At 40.4% G+C, this 25868-nt stretch carries 22 protein-coding genes; 17 read left to right on the top strand and 5 right to left on the bottom strand.

Translation table 11 applies throughout. From position 1 onward, the window contains the following. Window positions 1-67: 67 nt before the first annotated feature. Complete coding sequence (locus tag UB51_RS17565; RefSeq protein ID WP_044878410.1) at window positions 68-1267, top strand: CynX/NimT family MFS transporter; 1200 nt, start codon at window positions 68-70, stop codon at window positions 1265-1267. 242 nt (window positions 1268-1509) lie between these two features. On the opposite strand, the gene UB51_RS17560 is transcribed toward UB51_RS17565, so the two are convergent. Continuing rightward, entirely contained in the window at window positions 1510-2538 is a 1029-nt protein-coding gene (locus UB51_RS17560) for a LacI family DNA-binding transcriptional regulator (protein ID WP_044878409.1), read from the bottom strand. Between the two features lie 237 nt (window positions 2539-2775). On the opposite strand from UB51_RS17560, the gene UB51_RS17555 reads away from it, so the two are divergent. The 3 genes from UB51_RS17555 (at window position 2776) to UB51_RS17550 (ending at window position 7453) form a co-directional block, all read left to right on the top strand. Beyond that, the gene (locus tag UB51_RS17555) at window positions 2776-3825 is read left to right on the top strand and encodes a 2,3-butanediol dehydrogenase (RefSeq protein ID WP_044878408.1); all 1050 of its coding nucleotides are present in this window, start codon (window positions 2776-2778) and stop codon (window positions 3823-3825) included. A 359-nt stretch (window positions 3826-4184) separates the two neighbouring features. Further along, window positions 4185-4331, top strand: coding sequence for a hypothetical protein (locus tag UB51_RS28345; RefSeq protein WP_160297283.1), 147 nt, complete (start codon window positions 4185-4187; stop codon window positions 4329-4331). Window positions 4332-4513: 182 nt separating this feature from the next. After that, the gene (locus tag UB51_RS17550) at window positions 4514-7453 is read left to right on the top strand and encodes a hypothetical protein (protein WP_044878407.1); all 2940 of its coding nucleotides are present in this window, start codon (window positions 4514-4516) and stop codon (window positions 7451-7453) included. A 134-nt stretch (window positions 7454-7587) separates the two neighbouring features. Here the strand turns inward: UB51_RS17550 and UB51_RS17545 are convergent, their stop codons facing one another. The 4 genes from UB51_RS17545 to UB51_RS17530 form a co-directional block, all read right to left on the bottom strand. Beyond that, window positions 7588-8508 carry an aldolase gene (locus UB51_RS17545; RefSeq protein ID WP_044878406.1) on the bottom strand — a complete coding sequence of 307 codons (921 nt, stop codon included), beginning with the start codon at window positions 8506-8508 and terminating at the stop codon, window positions 7588-7590. Window positions 8509-8608: 100 nt separating this feature from the next. After that, complete coding sequence (locus tag UB51_RS27975) at window positions 8609-8734, bottom strand: paeninodin family lasso peptide (protein WP_044878405.1); 126 nt, start codon at window positions 8732-8734, stop codon at window positions 8609-8611. 15 nt (window positions 8735-8749) lie between these two features. Next, window positions 8750-10699 carry an asparagine synthase-related protein gene (locus tag UB51_RS17535; RefSeq protein WP_044878404.1) on the bottom strand — a complete coding sequence of 650 codons (1950 nt, stop codon included), beginning with the start codon at window positions 10697-10699 and terminating at the stop codon, window positions 8750-8752. A 141-nt stretch (window positions 10700-10840) separates the two neighbouring features. Further along, a complete protein-coding gene (locus UB51_RS17530) occupies window positions 10841-11263 on the bottom strand; it encodes a VanZ family protein (RefSeq protein ID WP_052675994.1) in 423 nt (140 codons plus the stop codon). A gap of 422 nt (window positions 11264-11685) precedes the next feature. Here UB51_RS17530 and UB51_RS17525 point away from each other — a divergent pair, with 422 nt between their 5' ends. From UB51_RS17525 to UB51_RS17465, 13 genes are all read left to right on the top strand, one after another. After that, the gene (locus UB51_RS17525) at window positions 11686-12441 is read left to right on the top strand and encodes a YveK family protein (RefSeq protein WP_044878403.1); all 756 of its coding nucleotides are present in this window, start codon (window positions 11686-11688) and stop codon (window positions 12439-12441) included. Further along, a complete protein-coding gene (locus UB51_RS17520) occupies window positions 12422-13111 on the top strand; it encodes a CpsD/CapB family tyrosine-protein kinase (protein ID WP_044878402.1) in 690 nt (229 codons plus the stop codon). Before UB51_RS17525 ends, UB51_RS17520 begins: the two co-directional genes overlap by 20 nt. 262 nt (window positions 13112-13373) lie before the next feature. After that, window positions 13374-14264: a UTP--glucose-1-phosphate uridylyltransferase GalU gene (gene galU / locus UB51_RS17515; RefSeq protein ID WP_044878401.1), complete on the top strand. Its 891-nt coding sequence runs from the start codon at window positions 13374-13376 to the stop codon at window positions 14262-14264. 65 nt (window positions 14265-14329) lie between these two features. Then, window positions 14330-15253 carry a glycosyltransferase family 2 protein gene (locus tag UB51_RS17510; RefSeq protein WP_044878400.1) on the top strand — a complete coding sequence of 308 codons (924 nt, stop codon included), beginning with the start codon at window positions 14330-14332 and terminating at the stop codon, window positions 15251-15253. Continuing rightward, window positions 15232-16656 carry an O-antigen ligase family protein gene (locus UB51_RS17505; protein WP_052675993.1) on the top strand — a complete coding sequence of 475 codons (1425 nt, stop codon included), beginning with the start codon at window positions 15232-15234 and terminating at the stop codon, window positions 16654-16656. Before UB51_RS17510 ends, UB51_RS17505 begins: the two co-directional genes overlap by 22 nt. Before the next feature lies 1 nt (window position 16657). After that, window positions 16658-17443, top strand: a complete 786-nt coding sequence (locus UB51_RS17500) for an SGNH/GDSL hydrolase family protein (protein ID WP_044878399.1) — start codon at window positions 16658-16660, stop codon at window positions 17441-17443. Then, window positions 17440-18579, top strand: coding sequence for a glycosyltransferase family 4 protein (locus tag UB51_RS17495; RefSeq protein ID WP_044878398.1), 1140 nt, complete (start codon window positions 17440-17442; stop codon window positions 18577-18579). Before UB51_RS17500 ends, UB51_RS17495 begins: the two co-directional genes overlap by 4 nt. A gap of 24 nt (window positions 18580-18603) precedes the next feature. After that, the gene (locus UB51_RS17490) at window positions 18604-19947 is read left to right on the top strand and encodes a lipopolysaccharide biosynthesis protein (RefSeq protein ID WP_044878397.1); all 1344 of its coding nucleotides are present in this window, start codon (window positions 18604-18606) and stop codon (window positions 19945-19947) included. Between the two features lie 47 nt (window positions 19948-19994). Next, window positions 19995-21047 carry a glycosyltransferase family 4 protein gene (locus UB51_RS17485; RefSeq protein ID WP_044878396.1) on the top strand — a complete coding sequence of 351 codons (1053 nt, stop codon included), beginning with the start codon at window positions 19995-19997 and terminating at the stop codon, window positions 21045-21047. A gap of 27 nt (window positions 21048-21074) precedes the next feature. Next, window positions 21075-22265, top strand: coding sequence for a glycosyltransferase family 4 protein (locus UB51_RS17480; RefSeq protein WP_044878395.1), 1191 nt, complete (start codon window positions 21075-21077; stop codon window positions 22263-22265). Continuing rightward, window positions 22262-23458: a glycosyltransferase family 4 protein gene (locus tag UB51_RS17475; protein ID WP_044878394.1), complete on the top strand. Its 1197-nt coding sequence runs from the start codon at window positions 22262-22264 to the stop codon at window positions 23456-23458. The genes UB51_RS17480 and UB51_RS17475 overlap by 4 nt, the downstream gene beginning before the upstream one ends. Further along, the gene (locus UB51_RS17470) at window positions 23458-24567 is read left to right on the top strand and encodes a glycosyltransferase (protein ID WP_234405464.1); all 1110 of its coding nucleotides are present in this window, start codon (window positions 23458-23460) and stop codon (window positions 24565-24567) included. The genes UB51_RS17475 and UB51_RS17470 overlap by 1 nt, the downstream gene beginning before the upstream one ends. 23 nt (window positions 24568-24590) lie before the next feature. Next, a complete protein-coding gene (locus UB51_RS17465; RefSeq protein ID WP_052675992.1) occupies window positions 24591-25820 on the top strand; it encodes a nucleotidyltransferase domain-containing protein in 1230 nt (409 codons plus the stop codon). The last annotated feature ends 48 nt before the right edge of the window (window positions 25821-25868 follow it).

Raw genomic sequence — 25868 nt, 5'->3', positions numbered from 1 at the left:
TATGCGCTTGTGAAGGTATCTACGGATCCTTTAGTAAGTTGGATTATTTGAGGGGAGATTGTGTTTAATGGAATTACAACATTCAAATATTAAAAAGAAATCGTTATATATGGTTTTACTCATTACGGGTATTATACTGATGGCCTTTAATTTACGGCCAGCTATTACATCCGTAGGTCCATTAGTTGGTATCATACAGGAAGATGTTGGTCTAGCACATTGGAGTGCAGGATTATTAATGAGTATTCCTTTAATATCTTTTGCCGTAATGTCGTCCCTTGTTCCCAAAATCGCCAATCGTTTAACCAATGAGAAAACGTTACTATTAGGTTTGATTGTTCTTTTAATCGGTATATGCATTCGATCTATTTCAATAACGTTGTTTCTTTTCTCTGGAACTCTATTGGTTGGAGTGGGCATAGCTATTGGAAATGTTCTTTTACCGGTCGTTGTTAAGGATAAATTTCCACATAAATTCGGTCTGATGACAAGTGTATATTCAACTTCAATGGGATTGTTTGCATCGTTAGCATCAGGGGTTAGTGTTCCTTTAGCAAGTGATTTGAACCTTGGGTGGCAGGGGGCCTTAATCGTATGGGGTATACCGGCAGTAATAGCTATCTTGGTCTGGACCTTTCTTCTCAAATTAAATCGAGGAAAGGATAAAGCAATAAAACGTGTTAGTACCAGCGCTAGTCGAATCTGGCGTTCACCTCTTGCCTGGAAAATAGCCTTATTCATGGGATTCCAGTCTTCGCTATTTTATGTAACAATGTCTTGGTTACCTGAAATCTTACATAATTATGGAATAAGTAGAGGGACAGCAGGCTGGTTGCTTTCGTTTACACAACTAGTGGGATTACCGGCTAGTTTCCTCATTCCTATTATCGCAGGACGGGTACGCTCACAGGTGTGGATTGCATTCACATTAGGTATGTGCTCGATTGTTGGTTATGGAGGATTATTGTTAGGTGCATCATATCCTATTATGATTATAAGTATAATTTTAATTGGTATTGCATTGGGAGGAAACTTCCCATTGGCTCTAAGTTATTTAGGAATTCGTACTCGGAACGCAAGTCAATCTGCAGAGTTATCTGGAATGGCACAATCAACGGGTTATTTACTTGCAGCAGTAGGGCCCATATTTATTGGATATTTGTATGATATGGCCCAAATATGGACCATTCCAATCATCACATTAATCATTATCTCTGGCCTAGTTATGGCACTTGGTATGTTCTCCGGTCGAGATCAGTATGTATAAGATTTCGTTAGAATAAATAATGATGAATGAGGGAAATGGTTGAAACAGTCAGTGTATCATGCTCCGCTAATTATCGTTTATCAGTGTAAGATGATTATTTAGAGGCATGGCATTGTGAAGAAGCATCACGTAAGAGTAGTAAACTTACGCGATGCTTCTTTATTTGTTTTAATTATAAACGTATATCATCAAACTGCAAGAATTCTTGCACCACTGTCATCAAGTCCATTCGTTATTCTGCTCTATTCAATTTGCTGAGTGGTGCGAGTCCGGCTTAAGCTGGATTCTCTAACGATCAGTCTTGGCTCGAACTGTACCCTCTCATAAAGACCTTTTTTCTGCTCAACTATACGCTGCAGCAGAAGCTCCGTCGCCACCTTGGCTACTTCCGCCCCCATGATGGAGACTGAGCTAATCTTCGGAGTCGTGATTTTACATAATAAATTGTTATCGACTCCAACGATAGCAATATCTTCTGGCACACGAACGTCCAATTCTTTGAAGCGATTCAGCAGCCCAATCGCGACCATATCATTTCCTGCATAGATGGCATCGGGCATATGAGTAAGACTAACAAAGTAATCCGCTGCTTTAGCTCCCGTCTGCAGTGAGAAATCGTCGCCGAAATAGACTAATGATCGGTCGAATTGATCTAGTGCATCCTCATAGGCAAAGAATCTCTCCTCAATGATCTCTTTTGGAGCACCAGCATAGCCAATTCTCGTTCTTCCTATGCTAATCAAGTGCTCCATGACTAGCTTGCCCTCTTGCGTGGAGAGACTTACAATATCCGCCTTAACATCTGTATCTAATGTTTTCCCGTAATTGATGATGGAGATTGGAAGGCTGGCTTTATTAATGAGATCTTTGAGTGTTTTGGGATAAGCAAGCGGCAAAATAATTAGGCCATCCACATGAAGCTTCTTCATATCACGCAGCAGCTCTAACTCCGATCTTATATTCCCTAATGTATTAATCTGAACGACACGATAGCCATAATGCTTCGCCGCCTGTTCGACCGAATAGGCAATTTCCGGAATAAAAGCGTTGCGAATATCAGGTACAGCCAAGGCAATTTGTTTGGTTTGACGAAACTTCAAGTTTTGTGCAAATGAATTTGGAATAAATCCAAGCTCCTCGACAGCAGCCAGTACTTTTTCCTTTGTCTTTGGACTAATTCCGCCCGTATTATTAATGGCTCTAGAAACTGTAGCGATCCCAACACCCGCTCGGGCAGCTACATCTTCTATCGTAACTTTATTATTTCCCAATCCCAGCACTTCCCAACTGATATGAAATTGTTTCCACAATAGTATACATAAACTACATATTTATTATACCATAACTGGTTTTAATATGAACATTGTCATATTCATACGACATTAACATTGACAATTTGTCGATAATGTGACATAGTAGTGCGTGGAAACGTTTCCTAAATAGTCATTATATTTCCGTAATTAATAGAGTATTATTCGTAATTCTACTTATCTAGGGAGATGAAACAAATGAAAGCATTAAGATGGCATGGACTAAAAGATTTGCGTTTAGAGAACATTGAAGAACCAACCGCTCTACCAGGTAAAGTCAAAATCAAAGTCGAGTGGTGCGGTATTTGCGGCAGCGACTTGCACGAATATACAGCAGGTCCAATCTTCATTCCAGAGGGTGCATCACATCCAATCACTGGAGAAAAGGCCCCTATCGTTATGGGACATGAATTTTCCGGGAAAGTCGTAGAGGTTGGCGAAGGTGTAACCAAAGTGAACGTTGGCGATCGTGTCGTTGTAGAACCTATCTATTCATGTGGTAAATGCGATGCCTGTAAAACAGGTTACTATAACCTTTGCTCCACAATGGGCTTCCTCGGTCTTGCGGGAGGCGGAGGAGGTTTCTCTGAATACGTGGCTGCTGAAGAATATATGGTCCACAAAATTCCAGATAGCGTCTCCTATGAGCAAGGTGCACTTGTTGAACCTTCCGCAGTTGCACTTCATGCCGTCCGTCAAAGCAAACTTAAAGTTGGCGATAAAGCTGTAGTATTCGGTGCAGGTCCAATCGGCTTGCTCGTTATTGAAGCATTGAAAGCCTCCGGCGCAGCAGAGATTTATGCTGTTGAGTTGTCCGCCGAACGGAAGCAAAAAGCGACTGAACTTGGCGCAATCGTAATTGATCCTAAACAATATGATGTTGTGGAAGAAATCCACAAACGCACGAACGGCGGTGCAGACGTCGCTTATGAAGTCACCGGTGTTCCCCCTGTCCTTACACAGGCCCTTAATTCGACGAAAGTAGGCGGCGAATTGATGATTGTCAGCATTTTTGAGAAAGAAGCGCCTATTAAACCTAATAACATTGTTATGATGGAACGCACCATCAAAGGGATTATAGGTTATCGCAACGTATTTCCTGCTGTTATCAGTTTGATGGCTCAAGGCTACTTCTCCGCTGAGAAACTTGTAACGAAACGGATTAGGCTTGATGAAGTTGTTGAAGAAGGCTTTGAAGCACTTTTGAAAGAAAAAAATCATGTGAAAATTCTTGTGAAAGCTGAATAACAGTTATTACAGGTAGGGTAGAGCAAACATATAAGACGCGTTTCAAGGGTTCTTAGAACTCCTTGAAACGCGTCTATCTTTTTCTATTGCAGCAATCCATCCTCAATCTTCGCTTTAATATCAATTGCCTCAATGCGCCCGCATATTTGAAGATCATTCTACCAGTGGAATGAATATCATCTATAGTGTCGTCGGCAACATCACTAGCTCATGATTAAATCCATGTGGGTGATTGTATCCATTGACTCAAGCGGTTCCCCTAATGTAACGGCTTTAGGCGTTGTTCAGAATGCTCTAATGGTTACATTTAACGGCAATCTGAATATAAATGGTACGGTAACAAGTCAGGAGTGATAACATTGCATTCGATGGAATGTGAAGTACGAAATAATCCACCCGTTTCTGGAGTTACTGGTTCTCTAACTGGTCAAATACGGGGTCTAGCAAAGCGGATTAAAGGGCATGGCAATATCGGATTAGCTTCTATGATACGTCCTTTACTTTAGCTCAGAAGGTTGAACTACTGAAGGAGTCCACCAATTTTCATCGTTCAAAGGGAACACCTCTGGATATTTCCAAGTGGTTACTAACAACCCCGCTGACAGCCAGGAAAGGGATGAAGGGTAGTTCATAAGGGCTATTAGTATCGGTAAGTTTATAACGATCACGTAATCAGGGGGGGATAGCAATGACAGAAGAGCAAGGAGTCAATTCAAATGAAATTAAAGACGATATGCTAGCTTCGGAAGATTTAGATTTGAGGACTATGGAAGTCGCTAATGGAATAATTAGCATTGAAATTCAAGAATCAGAGATGAGACAACAAAATAAATTAGACAAATATGGGGTAAGCATTAGTAAATATAACGTTGATCCAACAGGTGTACTAGATAGCTATGGAGGATTAATATCAGCACTAACAGCATCTTGTGACCAAATATTTATCCCAAAAGGAGTTTATCTAATTGGGCACAATATAACCATTCCTACAAATAAGAAACTAGTATTTGGTCGTAATGCTAGATTAAAACCTGCTAATGGAGTGACGATCACCATTAATGGTACATGGGTTGCAAGTGATGATGATTGGATATTTGATATGTCTCTAAGTGGTGTTATCGGTGGGGATTTCAAAGTTAATGGAATATGCCCTGAATGGACAGGAGCGAAAGGTGACGGAATTACTGATGATGCAAAAGCATTTAATGACGCCATGACTCTATGTGCAAAAAAGAGAAAAGTGCTATTGGGTGCGAAAACGTACAAGGTTAAGTCCACCATAGAAAACAATTCTAGAGGAATAAAAGGAGTAGAAACATATATTGATAGCGGAAATAGCGGAACTTTGATATTGTTTGACCCTATCGATACAACAACCGATTTACTCCCATGTATAAGAATTTCAAACGCAGGTGTAAGTGCGGTATTTGAGAACTTTAGAATATCAGGTGTCGTGGCTTATAATTCGCGGTATCTATCTAGATGGGTCGATAAAAGTAAGTTCGAAGCAGGGACCTACGATATGTTTGCTAAGGGTGTTGTTGCTATAGATATATCTGGGTCGGCTACCCCCATGTTTCGGAATATTTCGACTACATCGGTAAAAGTTGGACTGTTATTAAACAGTATGAAAGGTCATATAACAAGCTATGATTGTGGTTGGAATGGCCTGATTGGTGTCTATTGCCGCAGAAACAGCGGGGACTATTTCTTTCAAGGTGGGAGTGTAAGTGGTTCATTTTGCGGTATAATGTTGGGCATAATCAACACTTCTAATCATCGTGGTGGAATGTTGGTAAGGATGAATAGAGTCCATATGGGCTTTAGTCCATACTGTTTTTATCAAGTCAAAGATACTGATGATTATGACTCACTTGTTAACTGTGCCGGGTTAAACGGTGCGTTTGAATCAGTACGGTTTGAAATGACGGGTGAAGCATGCATTAAATTATTACCAAAATCCGATTCAAGCGGTCACTATTCAGGATCGGGTTTAACTTGGTCCCCTATTAACTATACAGACGAGCCAGGCAGATGGCAGTATTCCCTCCCTGATGATTTAATGAACCCCGCAGAAAAACAAAAATATTGCTTTCATTTTGGTAAAATCAATAACAAGCTAATCATGGATAATTGGGATGCGGGCGGTGCTTATAAATCGCCTTATTCAGCAGGAGCGATAGGGGTTGCCTATTTTGATCATATAGCAACGGATGATATCATGTTGGATGGACTTGGCAATGATCCAAGTCAGATCACGGTTAGGAGGAAAAAGGAAACGGCATCCTTGACATTAACAACTCCCAAAGCAGTGGAAGACGTGATACATGCTAGAGCATACAACCCTATAAGTCATGGACAATTATCAAAAAATCCTGAATTATTATCAAGTTGGATTACAAATAATGGGACTACGTTATCTATGGTGACGGACTTATCGCAACTTCCTATAGGCTTGAGCGGTGAAGCTAAATCATATTTAGGAGAGAACGCTAAAATACTAAAAGTAAAACCAGATGGTATAAATAATCCATCTTTATATTTAACTTCCGGTATCTTTCCTCCCGTTGCAGATACAGGAAGAGAAATATGCTTTGAATATTTTGTATTGTGTGAAGTGCAAACAAGTATCAGAACTAGACTTGGGTTCGTTTCAGCTCCTTCGTTATATGATCAAACTTACGCTGTTCCTGCTCTCAAATGGTTAAGAATACGAAATAGAGGACTGAAACAACCTAGTGGTACCTTTTCACAGGCACAATTTGGTGGTTTTAACAAGACGACCCCAATTTATATGGCTGGAGTAATGGTTAGTTATGACCACACAGGAACTTATTCCCCTGTTCATCATGCATATACAAATGCAGATTTTGAAATAGGAGATAAAAGCGGATTAATATTGACGGACACCGTTGACGGGAATAGAAGTAAACTAACCCTAACAAATGGATCTCTACAGTCTGAAAATACGAACATCAAAACAAAGGTGTATTCACCGAGTGGAGTACCTTACAAATTAAGTGTAGCTGACGATGGTACTTTAACAACAACATTAGATGCTTTGGCTTATGCTTCATTTGACCAAGCTGATAGCACGACTTCATTAGGCAGTATCATTGGTGGGACATGGACCGTTTCCGGGAAATGGGGAACATTATCAAATGAAGCTTATCCTATTGATGCTAGATCAACACAACTTGCATTCCTATCTGTAGGAACCACGAATTACAATGTTGGGTGCACTATGAAAGGTCAATCAGCAGATGGTTCGAATTATAGCAGACCTGGTATTATGATTAAATATATAGACACGAATAACTACTTTTGGGTCGAACTCACAAACATAGCTTTAATAATTTCTAAAAGGTTGGACGGATTAGGGGCACAGCTTGCATCCGAAGCGTTCACTCCAGTAGATGATGTCTATTTCAAAATGAGGGTGGCAGTTAAGGACAATGTTATATCTGTATACCTTAACGGGGATTTAAAACTCATTTATAAGCTCACTCCTGTAGACATAACAGTGTTTGGATCGTCTCAAAATGTAGGCTTGAGACATCGCAGTGTTGGAACTATATCTACTCCGCCTCCGACAAGGTTTAATAATTTTGTAGTAGAAGGAATATAAAGGGGGATGACAGTATGGCCGGAATCATTATAAAGTTTCACGTAGTTCTCTATCCAATGGCTCAAACTATTTACAGAGTCCGCCTGACGGCGGACACCCTTTCTCTTGGTTATTAGTAGCGCATGCAACTCTTTTTATTTCCCGATTGCAGATAGAATCATATCGGTCAACTGATGAACTGTAGACTCGTTTAGTGGGCGCCGCAGTTGGTAAATTTCGATACTGCCGGACATACGGGCTGTCGTCTCAAAATGCCATTGGGTTAACCCGCTGTCTGGAAGAAAAAAATTACGGTATGTATGACGATACAGGAGCGGAAGCCGCTCTAACTTCTCTATTGCTCGAATCCCGGTGTGGCTGCAATCCATCTTGATCAGCTCAAATATACCGGCTAGAGGAAGGGTGTCGGCTGAAAAGTGGGAGGCAACGGGGATTGCATATTTGGTTTCGCGTTCGAATAACGGACGGAATTGATCCGAATTCATGCCGAAGGTATCGAGGCTCTCTTGCCAAAGCTTCTGTTGAGGATAAGCTGGCGTCACATAAGGGATATTGTGGATATCCAGAGTAACGGCGATGACGTCGTCGGTTAACAGCTGGAATCCCCGCTGGATAAAAGAGGATGCAAGGGTAGACTTGCCGTGGCCGGAATCACCTATGAAAGCGTAAGCTTTATGATCAATAACTACCGCACTGCCATGCAAAGGGAGGATTCTTCTCTGTAGTAAAATAGCGCCCATGCATGATCCAAGAATATATAGTCGAATTTTATCTTCGTCCGCACCTTTCTCGGGTGAAATAGTGATGGTTGTTCCACCTTCCACGGCGAAGACGGCCAGATCCGGTATCCAGAACATAATCAAATTCTTGGTCACTACGAATTTCTTAGGTGAGACAGAAAGTTCTAACCATCTTTCGGTTAAGTCAGCACAATGGATGGTAATATTGATATCACTTTCAGGATTGTCTATCTGCTGCAGTTCAGGCAGGGGGATGTCACTTTGTATGGAATACCCGAAGGCTTTATATATAGTATTGCTAATTGTATGAACCACTGTTCTCACCCCATTGCTTAATATACGAATAAAATAAGATAGCCCTTATACCCATTAAGGTCTATAAGGGCTGTGCTTCAATCAGAATGATATCTTATGTTTAGCTGTAGTGTACACTTTCATCAGGGTCCGGTTGTACCCCATCCGGTCTTGAATCACCAGGACCAGCCATCGTCATGTTTATACTAAGTACTTCCAATGCAGGTACGTTCCACTCTTTTTTCATATGTATCACCTCCTTTCAAAAGTTTTTTTGAAGAAATCGGTACACGATTAAGCTGCGCATTAACAGCTTGATGGTAGGACTGTAGGCCTGATTCGGATTAAGGCCATTGCAGGCTTCTGCTAGTGCATCATGGAAGACAGGCATGTTGATGATATGCTGCATTCGAGAATCACGGCTCAGATGCTCAAGCTCCTCGAAAAAAACAGGCCATTCCTTAGACATTCGATGAATAGAATCGGCTGCTTGTGTCCCTCGGGTACGTTGATTGAGCCGGATGGAATCAGGGAGCCAGCCTTTCGTAGACCGTCTAACTAATGATCGATCGATGCCATCCTGAACGAATTGTTCCATCGGAGTTGAGAGGCAGAATCGAATTACCCGTAGATCATTGGTTGGATCATGGCTCCAGACCGAATAACGAAGAGAGAGCTTACACCCACTTGTCCCTGTCATACTCCACATATTTACACGATCGAAATGTTGCTTTCTCGCTTCAAGCGGATCTGCTGGAAGATCTTTTGTAGATCCAATACCAGTGAATTTATGATCGTAAAGCTTGTCATAGATTCCGGTTAGCTTCGCATAATCTGTATTTATTAATTGCGGATAAACATAGGGTACTCTGGAAGGTCTTACTCGTTCCAGAATCGGGTATGCCTTACGGCTGACAATGGAATAGACACGCTTGCGTCCGACTCCGACATTCTTGCTGAAGAGATTGATTTCTCTAGATAAGCGAAGCCATTCGAACTTCTTCATAAGTTTGGCATAATACTCGATTGCGGGACCCCAAGAGATACTGTAATTCCCTCTGGCACCATTGAGCAGAATACCGATTCCGCGCTGCTGTGCTTGTTCATAGATTCCTCTCAACCAGAATGAATTATCGAAGAACTTGTAGGGCGACTCCATAATATCAAGCCAATCATCGATTTCCGAGAAAGAGCTTCTTCCTTTGAAATCCAAGTAATTATCGTTAATGTTCCCTACATACTGTACCGTCTGCTGTATGAGGGGTCTTTCGTCCGCAAATCTGTGCTTCGGTGTCCAATCGACGAATCCATCATCAGGGACGTAACTGAATGTATGAAGTGTACGGTTATCCTTCTTCAAGGCTCTAGCAGCAAAGCTAACGACTGCTCCTGAGTCTAATCCTCCGCTAAGATGAGAACCGACATTTCGGTTGCTTCGTTGGAGCCTTGTCGTAACGGCTCTATTGAACACGTCCCGGAACGCTTCTTCATAATCTTGCGATGATGCAAGCTGCAAAGGAGTTATATCCGTAAGGGCATTGTATTTGGTGATAACTACCCTATTATGCTTGATGCTTATCGTATGAGACGGCGGTAACTGCTCAATATGCTTATAAATAGTAGTTGAAAGATCTGGTGGTTCGAAAACACCGCTAATCGCGAGGAATTCGGCGAGCCATTCTTCGTTAAGCTCTTTATGTATATAAGGCAATGACAACAATGAATTGACCACGGTGCAGAAAGATAACTGTTCTTCATTGCGGTGATAATAGAGCGTACGAGCACCTGAGAAATCCCTTGCTCCAAAAAGGTGCTTCTTTCTCTCATCCCAGATTACGAAGGCAAAATCTCCGACCAATCGTTCGGGCATTCGTTCACCCCACTGCTCATACGCGAGCAGTATAACTTCACTATCTGTCATGTTTTTCCTAAGGTTATGTAAGACTTGCAATTGATCCATTAATTCATCCCGGTTGTCAATGATGGCATCTGCCGTTATGGCAAGTCCTCGATTCGGGTCGTAGTAAGGCAGTGTTTCGTGAATGGATTGCTCTGTGATCCATTGTGCATGGCATCCAAGCATAATGTGATCCTTATGCCATAGTGCGCTCTGATTAGCCGGATACTGCTTCAGCGCTTCCATCATAAAGCCGCCTTGTTCGATTTGAACGGGTTCTCCATTGAATCTATAAATACCGGCTATTGCACTCATTCGGTCTTCCTCCGTTATGAACGATCAATTATAGTAATTGATACAATTTGTATCGTCATCATCATATAACAAGTATACGATATGTATCAAGTTAATTTTTCTAATAATATGTATAATGAATAAAAAAATTCATAATTTATTTTATTTGTTTATGTATCTTGTACGCCTTGAGCTTTTGCGGAACAGGATTAGACATAATAAATAAGCAAAGAGAATGCCGGCTGAATCGCTGGCAATGTCATAGACCCGACCGCCCCGGAAGAAGAATAGCTGAAGAATTTCGGTTAGGGCTGCATAGAAGACAGAGAGGTAGAAGGCGGACTTGTATTTACCAAAGTTTGATGCGAGAAGAGCGAGGATAAAGAAACCGAAGAAATGTCCTATTTTTCGCTGAACCCAATCATGATTTGTCCATTGAAAATCAAGCCTAAACAGCTCCGACCAATCCGGAATCGGATTGAAATGGAAATCAACAATATGATATTTGATGAGCAGATGAAGGTTAACCGAGCAAGTGAAAACGAACAGGACGAAAGCCCATATAACAGTAAGAATAATACGCATATGACATCTCCTTTTGTGAAAGCGCTTCTATTATATACATGATTTTATGATATCGGAATATGATAAAAATGTTGATACGAATTGTAACTAATCAAGTCAGTATATAGGAGTTCTAGTACCGGTTCAAGATCGAAATTGACTGTTTTATTAGAAGTACTGTGGGGACTCTAAAGAATCAGCTTCTTTGATGTATCAAATCATGAAGCTAATTAGTAAGCGCTAACAGAAAAACAGGTTGAAATATATTCTTGACATGATACAAACCGTATCGTAAAGTATGGGATATAAATGATACATAATGTATCACAAAAAGTTTCTGTGAGTGAATTCGGGGAATATTTGTCAGATCATCTAAGATGGAAGTCAAATACAACCCTTTCTGCTACACATATTCTACAAATTGAGCGAGGGGTTGCAAGGGGATGGAACTCAAACAGTACTTTAGAATTATTCAGAAGAAATGGTGGCTGATAGTAGCCATTATTATCATCGCGATCGCAGCGACATTAGTCAAAAGCTTGTACTTTACGATACCGATCTATTCGGCCAACGCCAAGCTTATCGTTAATCAGTCAGCTTCGGTGGGTGAAGTGGAAACACTTAATGCGGGTACTATACAAACAAGCATCATCCTTATTAATTCTTATAAAGAGATTATCAGATCATCTGCCATTATGAATAAAGTTGTTGAAAAATTCCCTGAATTAGGATCAAATTCCAGGGAAATGTCTTCAAAGATATCTGTCACTTCGGCAAACAATTCACAAGTGATGAATTTAGTCTATGAGGATACATCCTACGCCAAGGCCGCCGCAATCGTAAATGCTGTCTCCACAGTATTTAAAGCTGAAATACCTCACATTATGAATGCAGACAACATCACCATCTTAAGCGAGGCAGACACGACAGCATCCCCTTCTCCGATCAATATTAATCCGATCATGAACATTCTAATCAGCCTTGTTGTTTCGCTTATGCTGGCGATTGGACTGGTATTTCTGCTCGATTATCTTGACGATACATTGAAGACAGAAGCCGAAATTGTTGAAATCATGGACGTTTCAGTGCTTGCCGTTGTAGGGAAGATCACAAAGGGTGATCTGAAGATCTCCCGGAGGACGAAGGCATTACAAAAACCAAAAGTAGGTGAGAGCAAGTATGCGTCGATCAATCAATGATAGCAGCTTAATTGTTTCCATGAATCCCGAATCGCCTATATCGGAAGTGTATCGGCTGCTTCGAACCAATATCCATTATTCTTCTATAGATCAGGCATTGAAGACCATCATGGTCACTTCCGCTCAGGCAGGAGAAGGGAAAACCACAACGATAAGCAACTTGGCAATCACCTATGCACAGGAAGGTAAGAATGTGCTTCTTATTGATATGGATATGCGTAAGCCGTCACTGCACCATATTTTCTCCCAATCGAATCGTCAAGGCTTAAGCACGGTGTTAACAGGACACACAAGTGTACAAGACGCGATCCAGGAAACTATGGTCAGTCATTTATCGCTGCTTTCTTCCGGACCGATACCTGGAAATCCGTCAGATCTCATTGATTCTACAGCAATGCGGGAAATGCTGGAGCAGCTGGAACAAGAATATGATGTTATTCTCATGGATTCCCCGCCGGTATTGTCTGTAACGGATAGTGTCATAGCCAGCACTTTGTGCGATGGCGTTATTATGGTGGTTGCCGCAGGGAAGGTGAAGAAAGTTCATTTGAAGAAAGCTAAAGGGCAGTTGGATCATGTCAACGCTCGATTGTTGGGTATTGTGCTTAACCGTATGAATAGAGATAACCAATCGAACTTCTATATGAATTATTACGGAATGAAAGGTTAGACAACTAGCGAGGTACTATCGGGAGTAAAGGTAATGTCTACTGCACCTCTATCACTGTAGACACTCGTTCACGCTGTGGGTCTTAAGGACCTTAGACATCATTGTCAAGGGTGTGATGTGAGGCAGGGTTGAATGCCCTAATTTAGAAAGTTTAGCTATGTTCTTTTCTAATCGAAGAGTATATAGCTAGGCTTTTCTACTACTAAGACATTCATATTGGCATTAGTCAAAAGAATAAATAGAGAGAGGTAGTGGATGAAGAATGAAAAAAGTGAAAAAAGCAATTATTCCTGCAGCGGGTCTTGGGACGCGCTTCTTACCCGCAACAAAAGCCATGCCGAAGGAAATGCTTCCGATTGTCGATAAACCCACTATTCAATACATTGTGGAAGAAGCGGTGGCTTCAGGCATTGAGGATATTATTATTGTGACAGGCAAAGGTAAACGCGCCATTGAAGACCACTTTGATCATGCTTTCGAGCTAGAAAATAATTTGTTCAGCAAAGGAAAGTTTGATCTGCTTGACGAAGTGCGCCGTTCCTCAAATGTAGAAATTCATTACATACGCCAAAAGGAAGCGAAAGGACTTGGCCATGCCGTATGGTGCGCCCGTAACTTTATCGGTAACGAGCCGTTTGCCGTGCTACTCGGGGATGATATCGTACAATCACAGACACCTTGCATCCGGCAGCTGGCGGAGCAGTTCGAGCAAGTACAAAAATCTGTGATTGGCGTTCAAACGGTTCCCCGTGACCAAACGCAACGCTATGGCATAGTAGCCGCACTGGAAAGGTTCGGCCGTTTATATGAGGTGGATTATTTGGTAGAGAAGCCGTCAGCAGGCAAAGCACCGTCTAATCTGGCGATTATGGGCAGATACATATTGACTCCGGAAATATTCGGGTTTCTGGAATATCAGGAGGAAGGGGCTGGTGGAGAAATTCAGTTGACGGATGCTATACAAAAGCTGAATGAGAGTCAAGGAGTGTATGCATACGACTTCGAGGGAATTCGTTATGATGTAGGCGAGAAAATGGGCTTTATAATGACTACGCTTAACTTTGCGCTTCAGAATGAAGAGCTGCGTAAACCGCTGCTGCAAGGTATGGAAAGTATTCTCCAACGTGAACATCTTGTCAGAATAAATCGCTGAGGTGCTCTTTCTAATCATATCTCCAAGTTTCTTGTATTAATATAAATTCAATTAGAGGGATTAATATGAAAATTAGTGTAATTGTACCGTCGTATCAAAGGGTAGACGCTTTATTGAACTGTATAGAAGGAATTAAAAAACAAACGAGATACCCTGATGAAATCATAGTCGTTGTAAGAAACACAGATGACAGTACATTGGAATATTTATCATCTATTTCCATAAAAAACTTAAAGGTTGTTCTCATAGAACAGACAGGCGTGATAGCTGCATTGAATTTGGGGATTAAGCAAAGCACAGGATCTATTGTGGTTTTAACCGATGATGATACCGTTCCCTATTCTAATTGGCTTGAAAAAATAGAGAATTATTATATAACGAAACCTGATATAGGCGGAGTTGGAGGTAGAGATATCGTACACTTTCGTGGCGAACCGGTTCCAGCTATTAAACAACAGGTTGGTATTATAAAGCCCTATGGCCGAATCATAGGGAATCATCATATTGGACTGGGAAACACTCGTGAGGTGGATATTCTTAAAGGTGCCAATATGAGCTTTAGGAAAGATGCAATTCTAGATTTGAAATTTGACGAGAAGTTAAAGGGTACAGGTGCTCAAATTTATAATGAAATGGAGTTCAGTCTATCCGTTAAAAAGAAAGGCTGGAAACTTATTTATGATCCACTAGTATGCGTTGATCATTTTCCAGCTGAAAGATTTGATGAGGATAAAAGAAATAGCTTCAATGAAACAGCCTTTTTCAATACGGCACATAATGAGACGTATACTTTACTTAAACATCTGAATTGGAAAAGGAGATTGTTATTTATCGGATGGATCATTCTGATTGGAAGCAAGTCCTCACCCGGAGTTGTTCAATTTATTAGAATACTGCCAAAAGAGAAATACAATAGTTTTAAAAAAATAATTATTTCATATAAAGGTAGATGGGGTGGTTGGAAAACGTGGAGAGGATCTTTGGAATAAGTACTTTAAGGCCAGGTATTAGAATGTTTTTATATGGACTAATAAAACTTGCGGGAGTAATCGCTCTTGGCTCAATTGTTGGAGTTGCTGGTTCAATAGATTCACTCCATATGAAGCTTCTAGAATTTACATTTCTGCTCCTGAGTATGTTAATTTCATTGCAAATCTATGCCTATAGATCAAACTTATTACTTCCATATAGTCTACTGATATGGGTAGTGAGTCCAGAAATAAGGCGCTTAATGGATTGGTCCTTTCAGTTGTACAGCGATACCTCCATCATTTCGCTAATACCCTATTGTGTAAGTTTGACGATATTATTACCAATTATCAAAAACATCAAGCTAATTGACCGTAGAATTAGCTTCATATCTAAAATTATGGGAGTAGCTTTACTTTATGGATTTTGCATCGGATTTCTAAAATATGGACTAGCATCAGTATATGATTTACTAAATTATATTGTTCCGTTTCTTGTTTTAATTTATGTGAATGTAAGCTGTTTCGATAGGGATGTCCGTGCTAAGTGGCTGAGAAGTTTCTCTTATCTTGCAGTAATCATTGCTGCATATGGAATATATCAATATACTGTTCTTCCCCCGTGGGATAAATTTTGGATGGTAAATGCTGAGATGAATTCCATTGGGCTTCCTGAGTCTCAGAACTTTCGAGTCTTTTCTTTCCTGAATTCACCAGGACCAGCAGGTGTGTTTTTTGGATTAGCATTGGCTATAATGACCGTTCAGAAAAAATGGAGAGGATTTGGAATCATTGGAATGATGATTGTAGCATTTGCATTGCTTCTTACTCTGGTTCGTGTTGGATGGATTGCCTATATAATTATGGTGATCGCCTACTTTATCAGATCTCACATAAGAAATAAAATACAATTGCTTCTTCTGTGTGTCATCATTCTATCGGCTTACATATTTATCCTTCCAATACTACCGGGCGCTAATAATGTGACATCTCGTATTAATACATTTGGATCATTAGAAGAAGATCATTCATTCAATGAAAGAATGAGCTTTTCAAGCAATATATTATCAGAAGTATTGGCTAATCCTGTAGGAAGGGGTTTGGGAAGTTCAGGGCAAGGAGTGAAATTAACGCAAAATGCAGATACGCTAGCAGCATTTGATAATGGTTATTTAAACTTATTTTATACATTTGGACTCCCATTGGGATTAGCTATAACAATATCATTGGGATACCTCTTTGTTAACCTTTTCAAGTTAAGTAAAACAGAGAAAGTCTATTCTCCTATTTCATTTGCTGCCATTAGTGCCGTTTTATTTCTTTTATTTGCAAGTAATATATTGCGTGGATTAAGTGGATTTATTCTGTTGTTTATTATTTCACTCGCTTACATACCCAAGTCCTCAAATGGAGAGGAGACATAGCATGTTAATCGTTTTTTTAGGTGATTCAATTACAGAAGGATTGGGCGTAATTCGATTTAGAACAAGCTATGCAGATTTATTAAAATTGAAACTGAATTCTTCTTATTCACAATCCGTTCAGATCATTAATTATGGAGCTAGTGCAATGCAGGTTAATGAGTCCAGAGAGAAATATGAGGAAGAAATTCTAGAATTACAACCGGACATTATCGTTTTTGCGCATGGGAATACTGAATCCCTCGTAAGAGAACAAACAAAGTACCTAAAGTTAGTACCTAAAAGGTGGAGGAGAGCGGGGTGGATGGACCCAAGACCCTACTATTCGACCCGAAAGACTAGGAAATGGTTGGAAAAGATAGAGTCAGGGCTCCGATGGAGGGTAAAAGTTACCCTTATTAAAGTATTTGGTGGAAAACAGTGGATGAGTCTAACGGAATTTAAAAAACAAACAACAGATTTTACTATGACGATCCTTAATCACAATAAACAAACAAATATTATATTTCTAATGCCAGGTGATATCGAAGAAAGATATTTCCCGGGATCACCGGAATCTATGAGGAAATATAGAGAGGTATTCAAAGAGCTATCTGAGCTGAATAAATCTAGTGACAGAATATTTATGTGTGACTCATCACAGTATTTACATAAATGGAATGATTATTTTATGGATCGCTTTCATCCTAATGAACAGGGTCATAACCAAATTGCCGAGGCACTCTTGGGCACAATCATCCAGCATTCTCTTTTGAGTAATAACAATGTAATGAGAGGGGTGAGCCCATGAAAATCTGTTTCGTTACACACGTGGTGAAGAAAGGAGACGGACAAGGAAGAGTAAATTATGAGGTGATCATAGAGGCTTTAAAACAAGGACACGAAATCATAGTTATATCTACAGAGCTATCAGAAGAACTTCGGAACCATAGCCAAATAAAATGGATTAAAATAATGAATGTGTTAAAAATTCCGACAGCTTTATTGCAGTATCAATTATTTGCGTTGTTCTCTGCTATCTGGATATGGACTCATCAGAAAAAGATGGATCTTATCGTGGTTAATGGGTTTATTACCTATGCACGTTCTGATATTAATTGCATTCATTTTGTCCATAGTGCATGGGTAAAGTCAGAGTATCATCCGTATCGGGATCAAAAAAATGTAAAAAGCCTTTATCAGTTATTATACAATAGCTTAAATTCTTTCTTAGAGCGTATTGCACTGAAACGTACCAAACAAATCATTGCAGTGTCCGAACAGGTTAAACAAGAACTAGTGCAGGATGCAAAAATACAGTCTAACCGTATCTCAGTTATTTCAAATGGTGTTGATTTGAATGAGTTTTATCCACGATCGGTTAATCGGGCAGATTTTCATCTGGATACAAATACAACATATGCTTTGTTTGCTGGAGACTTGAAATCTAAAAGGAAGAATTTAGATACGGTACTTCGTGCTATGGCTATGGTAGAGAATGTAAACCTAATCGTGCTTGGAAATACTGAAAAGAGTAATTACCCCGGTATAGCAAAAGATTTAGGTATAGGTCATCGTGTTCATTTTCTAGGACACAGAAAAGATATCGCGGAAATCATGTCACTCGCTGATTTGTTTGTTTTTCCCTCGAAATATGAACCGTTTTCGCTTGTTATATTAGAGGCAATGGCTTCAGGATTACCGGTTATAACAAGTAGCAGATGTGGTGCAGTTGAACTTTTGTCTGATCATTCTGCAGTTGTTATTGAAGATCCAGAGGATACAGCAACTTTAATAAACGTCATTAGGGAACTTCTTTCTAATAAAGAAGGATTAAAGATGATGGCATTGAGAGCAAGGGAAGATGCCCAAAAAAATTCATGGGGAAACATGTCATATAAATACTTGCAAATAATCAACTACACTTCAAAAGTTAAATACCAGTGAAGCAGGCCTGAAGGGATAAAACATATGGCTATAGTAAATTTGATTAAACAAAGAAGTAAATTGGGGAGTTTAGGAAATGTTTTACAAATTTTTGTATCTAATGTTTTTATACTTGGATTAAATGTATTAACAGGTATTATCATCGCGAGGTATCTAGGGCCAGAGGGGCGTGGAGAACAAGCGGCGATGATTATGTGGCCAAGATTTCTGGCTTATACGTTAACTTTAGGGATTCCGGCCTCATTAGTTTATTATATGAAGAAAAAGGACGGAAATCAGGGATCATTGTATATCACATCTTTGTATATGAGTTTAATACTCGGTTGTGTTGCGATGGCAATTGGGTCTGTCATTATTCCATATTGGATGAAAGGCTATTCTAAGGAAGTTATTGAATTTGCAACTTGGGCATTAATAATGTCGCCAATCGCAATGCTTGGGACGATCAACGTCGCTACTCTTCAATCTAGAGAAGAATATCATCTTTATAACTTTATCAGATATGTTCCCGTATTTAGCACATTAATCCTTCTTTATGGTCTTGTCATTACAGGTCACGTCACACCGTTCTATACATCAGTGGCATATCTATTCCCTGCAATCCCAGTTGCAATATGGATAACAATAAAATTCATCTTAAAATATAAGCTGAAGCAGAAGAACAAGATTGAATCCGGAAAAAAGCTGCTTGGATATGGAATTAGATCCTATGGTACAGACGTTGCGGGAACATTCTCTGGGTACATTGACCAGATATTAGTTGTTGGATTGTTGTCTCCAAGCAGTCTAGGACTCTATGTAGTCTCTCTGAATCTTTCTAATATGTTAAATACGATTCAAAATGCAATTACCTCGGTATTGTTTCCCAAAGCATCAGGGCTTGAACAAGCGGATGCTCTTAATCTAACTTTTAAAGTATTTAGAATTAGTACTGTAATAACAATTATATTAGGTATTGGGATTTTTATTGTAGCCCCGTATCTTTTAATAATCCTGTATGGGCAATCATTTATTGAAGCAATAGGAGTATTTAGAATATTAATTTTTCAAACGGCGATAACGAGTACCTCATGGATACTCTCCCAAGGCTTTATGTCGATTGGCAAACCAGGATCTGTAACCATTATTCGAATAACATCACTTGGATTAAACGTAATATTGTTAAACTTATTAATTCCTCCTTTAGGCATAGAAGGAGCAGCGATATCATTGCTAATAACATCGCTTGTTGAATTACTTGTAGTTTTTCTTATATATACCATTAAGTATAATGTTAAATTCGAAGATTGGATCGTTTCAAAGAAGGATATCTTATGGTTACTTCAGCGTATCCGTATTCAGAAAGGTCGAAGTAAAGAATCTATGTAGTAGGAGCTAATAAACCGATTAAAGTGAAATCGAAATGGGGTGAGAGCATGAATATTCTTCATATAGCCAATCATGTCAAGCAGTGCGGTAACGGAATCGTAAATGTCATGATCGACTTAGCTTGCGAGCAAGCAAAACTAGGTCACAATGTGGCGGTTGCATCTGAGGGTGGTGAGTATATAGAACTGCTGTTAAAGAACAATATTCAACATTATAAACTTGATCAGACGAGAAAGCCCGCACAAATGATGCAGGCTTTTTTTAATTTTCGGAAAATGGTCAAACAATTTAAGCCAGATATAATCCATGCACATATGATGACTGGAGCTTTGCTCTCAAGATATTTGAAAGGGTTCCAGAAATATAAAATTGTAACGCATGTACATAATGAGTTTCAGAAGAGCGCGAACTTTATGAAAGTTGGCGATTCAGTAATAGCTGTAAGTCAGGCGGTAGCCACATCAATGGTGAGCCGAGGGGTGCAGAAGCAAAAACTTCACATTGTTTTAAATGGAACGATTGGAAGTTCGCGGAAAGGTGATAAGGGCGGAGCATGTCTCAAAGGGCTATCCATAGTAACGGTTGCTGGCCTGTATGAACGGAAAGGAATTATTGATTTAATTGAAGCATTCGAAATTGTTGTTGCGAAATATCCTGAAGCTAATTTGTATGTTTTAGGCGAGGGTCCAGACAGATCTAAATTTGAATTGAAAGCTAACCAATCTATTGGAAAAGATAACATTCACTTTATGGGCTATCAATCTAATCCGCACAATTATATGGAAGCAGCTGATATTTTTGTATTAGCATCGCACAAAGAATCATTTGGCCTAGTATTGATTGAGGCTCGGGAGGCGGGTTGTGCGATCGTCGCAACTGATGTTGATGGAATTCCTGAGGCTCTTGATTTCGGGGAATCAGGTATGTTAGTACCGCCTAAATCACCAGAAAGGTTGGCGGAAGCTATCATTTCGATGCTTCAGAACTCAGAAATGAGTGACAAATACCGAAAGCGTGCTCTGCAAGGACTGGAATATTATTCAGTAGAAAGAGTGGCGAGAGACACGTTAAAGATTTATGAGGAACTACTAATTAGTTAAATCATACTGAAGAAAAGAGAGATAATTATGAATGTACTTTCGACTGGAATGGGTTGGATAGATGTCCAGTATGGTGGGCTGAATCGTTATTTTGCCGATTACTCTACTGCCATGAAAGAACATGGTCATTCCGAACTTGGCTTCGTATTTGCACCAAAAGGGTCTCATATAAGTACTGATCTTAATATTAGAAATGTTACGCATGAAATGGACATTAAACATTATCTATCCCGAATGAAATCCATTCGGAAACATACACATCAAGCGATGGGCTCTTTTCATCCGGACGTATTCAATCCCCATTTTGCTTTCTATACTACGATGGTCACGAGAAATCTGATTCCATCACACATACCAATTGTTTCTCATTTCCATGGTCCTTGGGCATTGGAAACGGAGGTACAACAGACGAATTCAGCGACTAAAGTCGTTAAGGAAGCAAGGTTGTGGATGAAGAAGCAAGTAGAACAATTGACTTACCGCCGTTCTGATAGCTTTATTGTACTTAGCGAGTACTTTCGAGATATATTGACCGAAACCTACGGAGTGGATGAGAAGAAAATTCACATTATACCAGGTGCAGTTGATCATAATCGCTTCCGACCTCATCCGAATCGTGAGGAACTAAGAACACAACTAGGCATATCGTCTAATCAACCTTTGCTCTTCTGCATAAGAAGGCTGGTCCGAAGGATGGGGATTGACCGTTTGATTCATGCCATGGCTGATGTTGTCCGTATATCCCCTAATGTTCGATTGTTCATCGGAGGAGATGGACCAATGCGAGCGGAATATGAAGCACTAATCAATCAACTTGGGCTTTCTTCCAATGTTAAATTGCTCGGCAGAATTTCAAATGAGGAACTTGTGCAGTATTACCAAGCAGCAGATGTTAGCTTAGTTCCAACCCTCACACTAGAGGGCTTCGGTCTTATTACCGTAGAGTCTCTTGCCTGTGGAACGCCAGTGTTGGGAACTCCTTACGGGGGAACGAAAGAGATTTTACATCAAATATCCGACGATTTAATGTTTAAAGACGGAACATCTGAGTCTATAAGTAAGAAGATTATTGATGTCCTGAATAAGGATTCATTCCTTCCTTCTCGGGAAGCATGCAGAGAACATGTACTGAATCAATATACATGGGGGAGAGTCGCGGAAGCTGTGACCAATGTATTCACAGAAGAAATTGGTAAAAGAAAGGAATTCAGAAGATGAGAATCGCCTTTTATAACCATACGAGTACAATCAGCGGAGCGGAGATCAGTCTGTTGTTGACTGCAAAACATATAACAAAAGCCCATCCGATATTGTTTGCACCAGAGGGAGATTTGCTGCAGAGAGCGCGCAGCCAAGGACTCGAAGTCGTTGCTCTGCCCAGCTTCCGGGCGAGAATGACCAGAAATCCGCTCCTTCTTGTTATCTATGTTATTGGGATGCTGTGGGCAGGATGGAGGCTTGCTCTTCTTATGAAAAAAAGTCGGGTGGATCTCATACATGCCAATTCTATAAGAGCAGGAATTATGGCAGGCTTATTCAGATGGTACCACCGATTACCGGTTGTGTGGCATCTACGAGACATGCCTCCGCAGGGTTATATTGGCATGCTCGTTCGAAAGTTCGCAGGGAGTAGCGCTCAGGCACTCATCGGTATTTCCGAATCTGTCATTCAAGGTATAGATCATCCTTCTGTAGCAGGACGGTGCCATCTCGTGCATAACGGTGTGGAACTAAGGAGTTTTAATTCCGAGGTAAGACAAGTGTTAAGAGAAACAATCCGTTTAGAATTAAGAACACCGCAGGAAGCACGAGTGTTGGTGATTATAGGTCAGATTGCTCCGTGGAAGAGACAAGAAGATGCAATAGAAGCATTCGCCAGTCTTGTTCGTGAGGAGCGGAACACGGTTCTATGGATTGTCGGAGAAGCCAAGTTTAGGCAAGAGAACGAACGATATCTCGACAAACTGAAAGAGAAGGTTAAATCTTTAAACCTTGAAGATAAAGTTATGTTTACAGGATTCAGAGAAGATGTATTGGAGATCTGCTGTGCAGCAGATCTCCTTTTATTATGTTCAGATAATGAACCCTTCGGCAGGGTCATTATTGAAGCTATGTCACAAGGGACGCCTGTCGTGGGGACACGAGGGGGAGGCGTACAAGAGATCATTCAACATGGTGTGAGTGGATTGATGTATGAGATCGGAAATATCGAGAAACTCACACATTGCATCCGTCAGGTGCTCGATGATGAGATCGTATGGTCTACGCTTAGTCACAATGGACAGGAGCAGGCAAAAGATAGGTTCTCCATCGTACAGACGTCTCAAAAGATCGAATTGATTTATCAGCAGCTATTGGCGAGACCCGGCGGCAAATTGTTGGAACATCAGCGTGCAAGGGAGATGATGTAATGCGGGATCTGAAAGTAGCCATTGTGCATGATTATCTCAATCAAATGGGCGGCGCGGAACGGGTAGTGGCTGTATTCCACAAAATGTTCCCCGAAGCACCGATTTATACAACGATTGTAGATCGAAATAAACTTTTTCCAGAATTAAAGGACGCTGACATCAGGACGTCTTGGATGCAGCGAATTCCAGGAATATTAGGAAAATTCAAAATGTTCTTCTGGTTATACCCGTTCGCGGTACGTTCAATGAACGTGAAGGGTTATGACCTCATTCTCAGTTCCAGCAGTGCTTATGCCAAAGGGGTGCGTAAGGATAGGAAGAGTGTCCATATCTGCTACTGCCATACACCCATGCGATTTGCATGGAATTATGAAGCGTATATGGAGAGCGTTCAAGTGCCGAATTATGTGAAAAAACTTGCGAAATGGTTGATCTACCCTCTTCAGACATGGGATAAGAACAATTCCAAGTGGGTTGATCACCTGATTGCTAATTCTACCATTGTGAAAGAGCGAATCAGAGATTGTTATGGAATGAATGCCCAGATTATTTTCCCTCCCGTAGAAATTAGCCGGTTTAGCGTCAATGAAGGGGAGCCAGAGGATTATTTTCTTGTTGTCTCCAGGTTGGTATCGTACAAAAAAATTGATTTGGCCGTAGAGGCTTGTACCCGGATGGGTCAGCGTTTGCTCGTAGTTGGAGATGGCCCAGATCGGCAGAGGCTTGAGCAGCTTGCAGACGATACCGTTACTTTTCTTGGGAGGAGAAGTGATGAAGAGGTCGTCCGTTACATGCAGCATTGCAAAGCGCTGATCTTTCCCGGCATTGAAGATTTTGGCATAACACCGCTTGAAGTCAATGCATGCGGCAGGCCGATCATTGCTTATTGTGTGGGCGGAGCCCTGGACACGGTTGTAGCTGAACAGACAGGGTTATTTTTCGAGGAGCAGTCGGTAAGCTCATTGATGGCAACGATCGAACGGTTCGATCAATATCATTGGAATCCAGAACTTATTCGGCAGCATGCTGAGAAATTCAGTGAGCATTTATTTATAGAACGGCTGCAGTCCAGTATTGATGGTCTTATGGTCTGTGCAGACAGGCAGTGAATTGATTGAGGATGACATCGTGAGTGAACAAGTGCCGATTATTTCGTTATGACAAAATCTATCTGTTAGATAGTGGGGTGGGTACATTGATATTAGATGCAATTAAATTGGACCTGAGTGATGTATCAAAAGAATTATTATTTTTAATATTTATTTTACGCGATGATTTGCTGGATGAGATTATCGTTAAGCAAAACACCTCCAATTTGGACTGGAAATTGTTTGTGAAGCTTGTTGTGCATCATCGTGTTTATCCTCTTGTCTATTTGAAATTGAAAGGACTTGAGCCCTCACTCATTCCAGCTAACGTTATGGAAACACTTCATCATCAATATAATAACAACACAATTAAGATGCTGCATCTTAGCAGGGAAATGAGTCATATTTGCAAAGCATTAACCAACAGTGGAATACGTACCCTTTTGTTGAAGGGGCCTATTCTTGCTATACAGCTATATGGAGATCTGGCGCACAGGACATCCAAAGATCTAGATATTCTAGTTCATGCAGAAGACGTGGAGAAGGCAGAGGAAATATTGGCACAGCTTGGTTACGAGTCGAAGGATGAGCATATATTGGACAATTGGAAGAAGAAATCACATCACCTATCCTTCGAGCATAAGGAGCACTTTGCACAAGTTGAAATTCACTGGCGATTGAATCCTCATTTCAGCGAGTCATTCTCATTCGATCAACTGTGGGAACGTAAAAATGATGTGACATCCAATCAAACTTTTCACTATTTGGGAAATGAAGATCTGCTCTACTATCTTACGGACCATGGTGCTAGGCATGGCTGGTTTCGATTACGTTGGTTAATTGATATTGAACGGTTGCTACCTAAAATAAGCAGTGGAAATATGAAAATTCATTTCGATCAATATGGAGGACAGCATAACGCAGGGCAGGCATTCATCTTATTATCGAACCTGCTTTCAACGGAGATTCCTCATGATTTAGAATTATTAACGATTAGTTCTAAATCTCATCGACTAGCAGAAATGGCCCTCTATTATATTAAAAGAATAGTTAAATTAAACCCGGTACCGGAGAAAAGTGTAGCACGGCATTATAATCGCTACCTATTTTCATTGATGTCGGGAAAACAGAAAATAGCTTACTTGTTAAACAGGCTTCATCCTAGCTCACGAGATGCCATATTGTTACCACTACCTAAATCGCTCCATTTTCTCTATTTCCCACTTCGGCCTTTTCTATGGTTCTGGCGGCGTATGAAACAACAATCCGTATAAACGTTGTGAGATACTTTCCCTAATTTCAAATTAATGACAATTTATATC

It is taken from the genome of Paenibacillus sp. IHBB 10380 (assembly GCF_000949425.1).
Taxonomy (GTDB): Bacteria; Bacillota; Bacilli; order Paenibacillales; family Paenibacillaceae; genus Paenibacillus_AQ.
The sequence above is the reverse complement of the archived record's forward strand: the minus strand, read 5'-3'. Positions and strand labels throughout refer to the sequence as shown.

Coding starts and splice junctions, on each gene's coding strand:
- UB51_RS17565 (WP_044878410.1), top strand. CDS start 68: ATGGAATTACAACATTCAAATATTAAAAAGAAATCGTTATATATGGTT.
- UB51_RS17555 (WP_044878408.1), top strand. CDS start 2,776: ATGAAAGCATTAAGATGGCATGGACTAAAAGATTTGCGTTTAGAGAAC.
- UB51_RS17550 (WP_044878407.1), top strand. CDS start 4,514: ATGACAGAAGAGCAAGGAGTCAATTCAAATGAAATTAAAGACGATATG.
- UB51_RS27975 (WP_044878405.1), bottom strand. CDS start 8,734: ATGAAAAAAGAGTGGAACGTACCTGCATTGGAAGTACTTAGTATAAAC.
- UB51_RS17535 (WP_044878404.1), bottom strand. CDS start 10,699: ATGAGTGCAATAGCCGGTATTTATAGATTCAATGGAGAACCCGTTCAA.
- UB51_RS17530 (WP_052675994.1), bottom strand. CDS start 11,263: ATGCGTATTATTCTTACTGTTATATGGGCTTTCGTCCTGTTCGTTTTC.
- UB51_RS17525 (WP_044878403.1), top strand. CDS start 11,686: ATGGAACTCAAACAGTACTTTAGAATTATTCAGAAGAAATGGTGGCTG.
- UB51_RS17520 (WP_044878402.1), top strand. CDS start 12,422: ATGCGTCGATCAATCAATGATAGCAGCTTAATTGTTTCCATGAATCCC.
- galU (WP_044878401.1), top strand. CDS start 13,374: ATGAAAAAAGTGAAAAAAGCAATTATTCCTGCAGCGGGTCTTGGGACG.
- UB51_RS17510 (WP_044878400.1), top strand. CDS start 14,330: ATGAAAATTAGTGTAATTGTACCGTCGTATCAAAGGGTAGACGCTTTA.
- UB51_RS17500 (WP_044878399.1), top strand. CDS start 16,658: ATGTTAATCGTTTTTTTAGGTGATTCAATTACAGAAGGATTGGGCGTA.
- UB51_RS17495 (WP_044878398.1), top strand. CDS start 17,440: ATGAAAATCTGTTTCGTTACACACGTGGTGAAGAAAGGAGACGGACAA.
- UB51_RS17490 (WP_044878397.1), top strand. CDS start 18,604: ATGGCTATAGTAAATTTGATTAAACAAAGAAGTAAATTGGGGAGTTTA.
- UB51_RS17485 (WP_044878396.1), top strand. CDS start 19,995: ATGAATATTCTTCATATAGCCAATCATGTCAAGCAGTGCGGTAACGGA.
- UB51_RS17480 (WP_044878395.1), top strand. CDS start 21,075: ATGAATGTACTTTCGACTGGAATGGGTTGGATAGATGTCCAGTATGGT.
- UB51_RS17475 (WP_044878394.1), top strand. CDS start 22,262: ATGAGAATCGCCTTTTATAACCATACGAGTACAATCAGCGGAGCGGAG.
- UB51_RS17470 (WP_234405464.1), top strand. CDS start 23,458: ATGCGGGATCTGAAAGTAGCCATTGTGCATGATTATCTCAATCAAATG.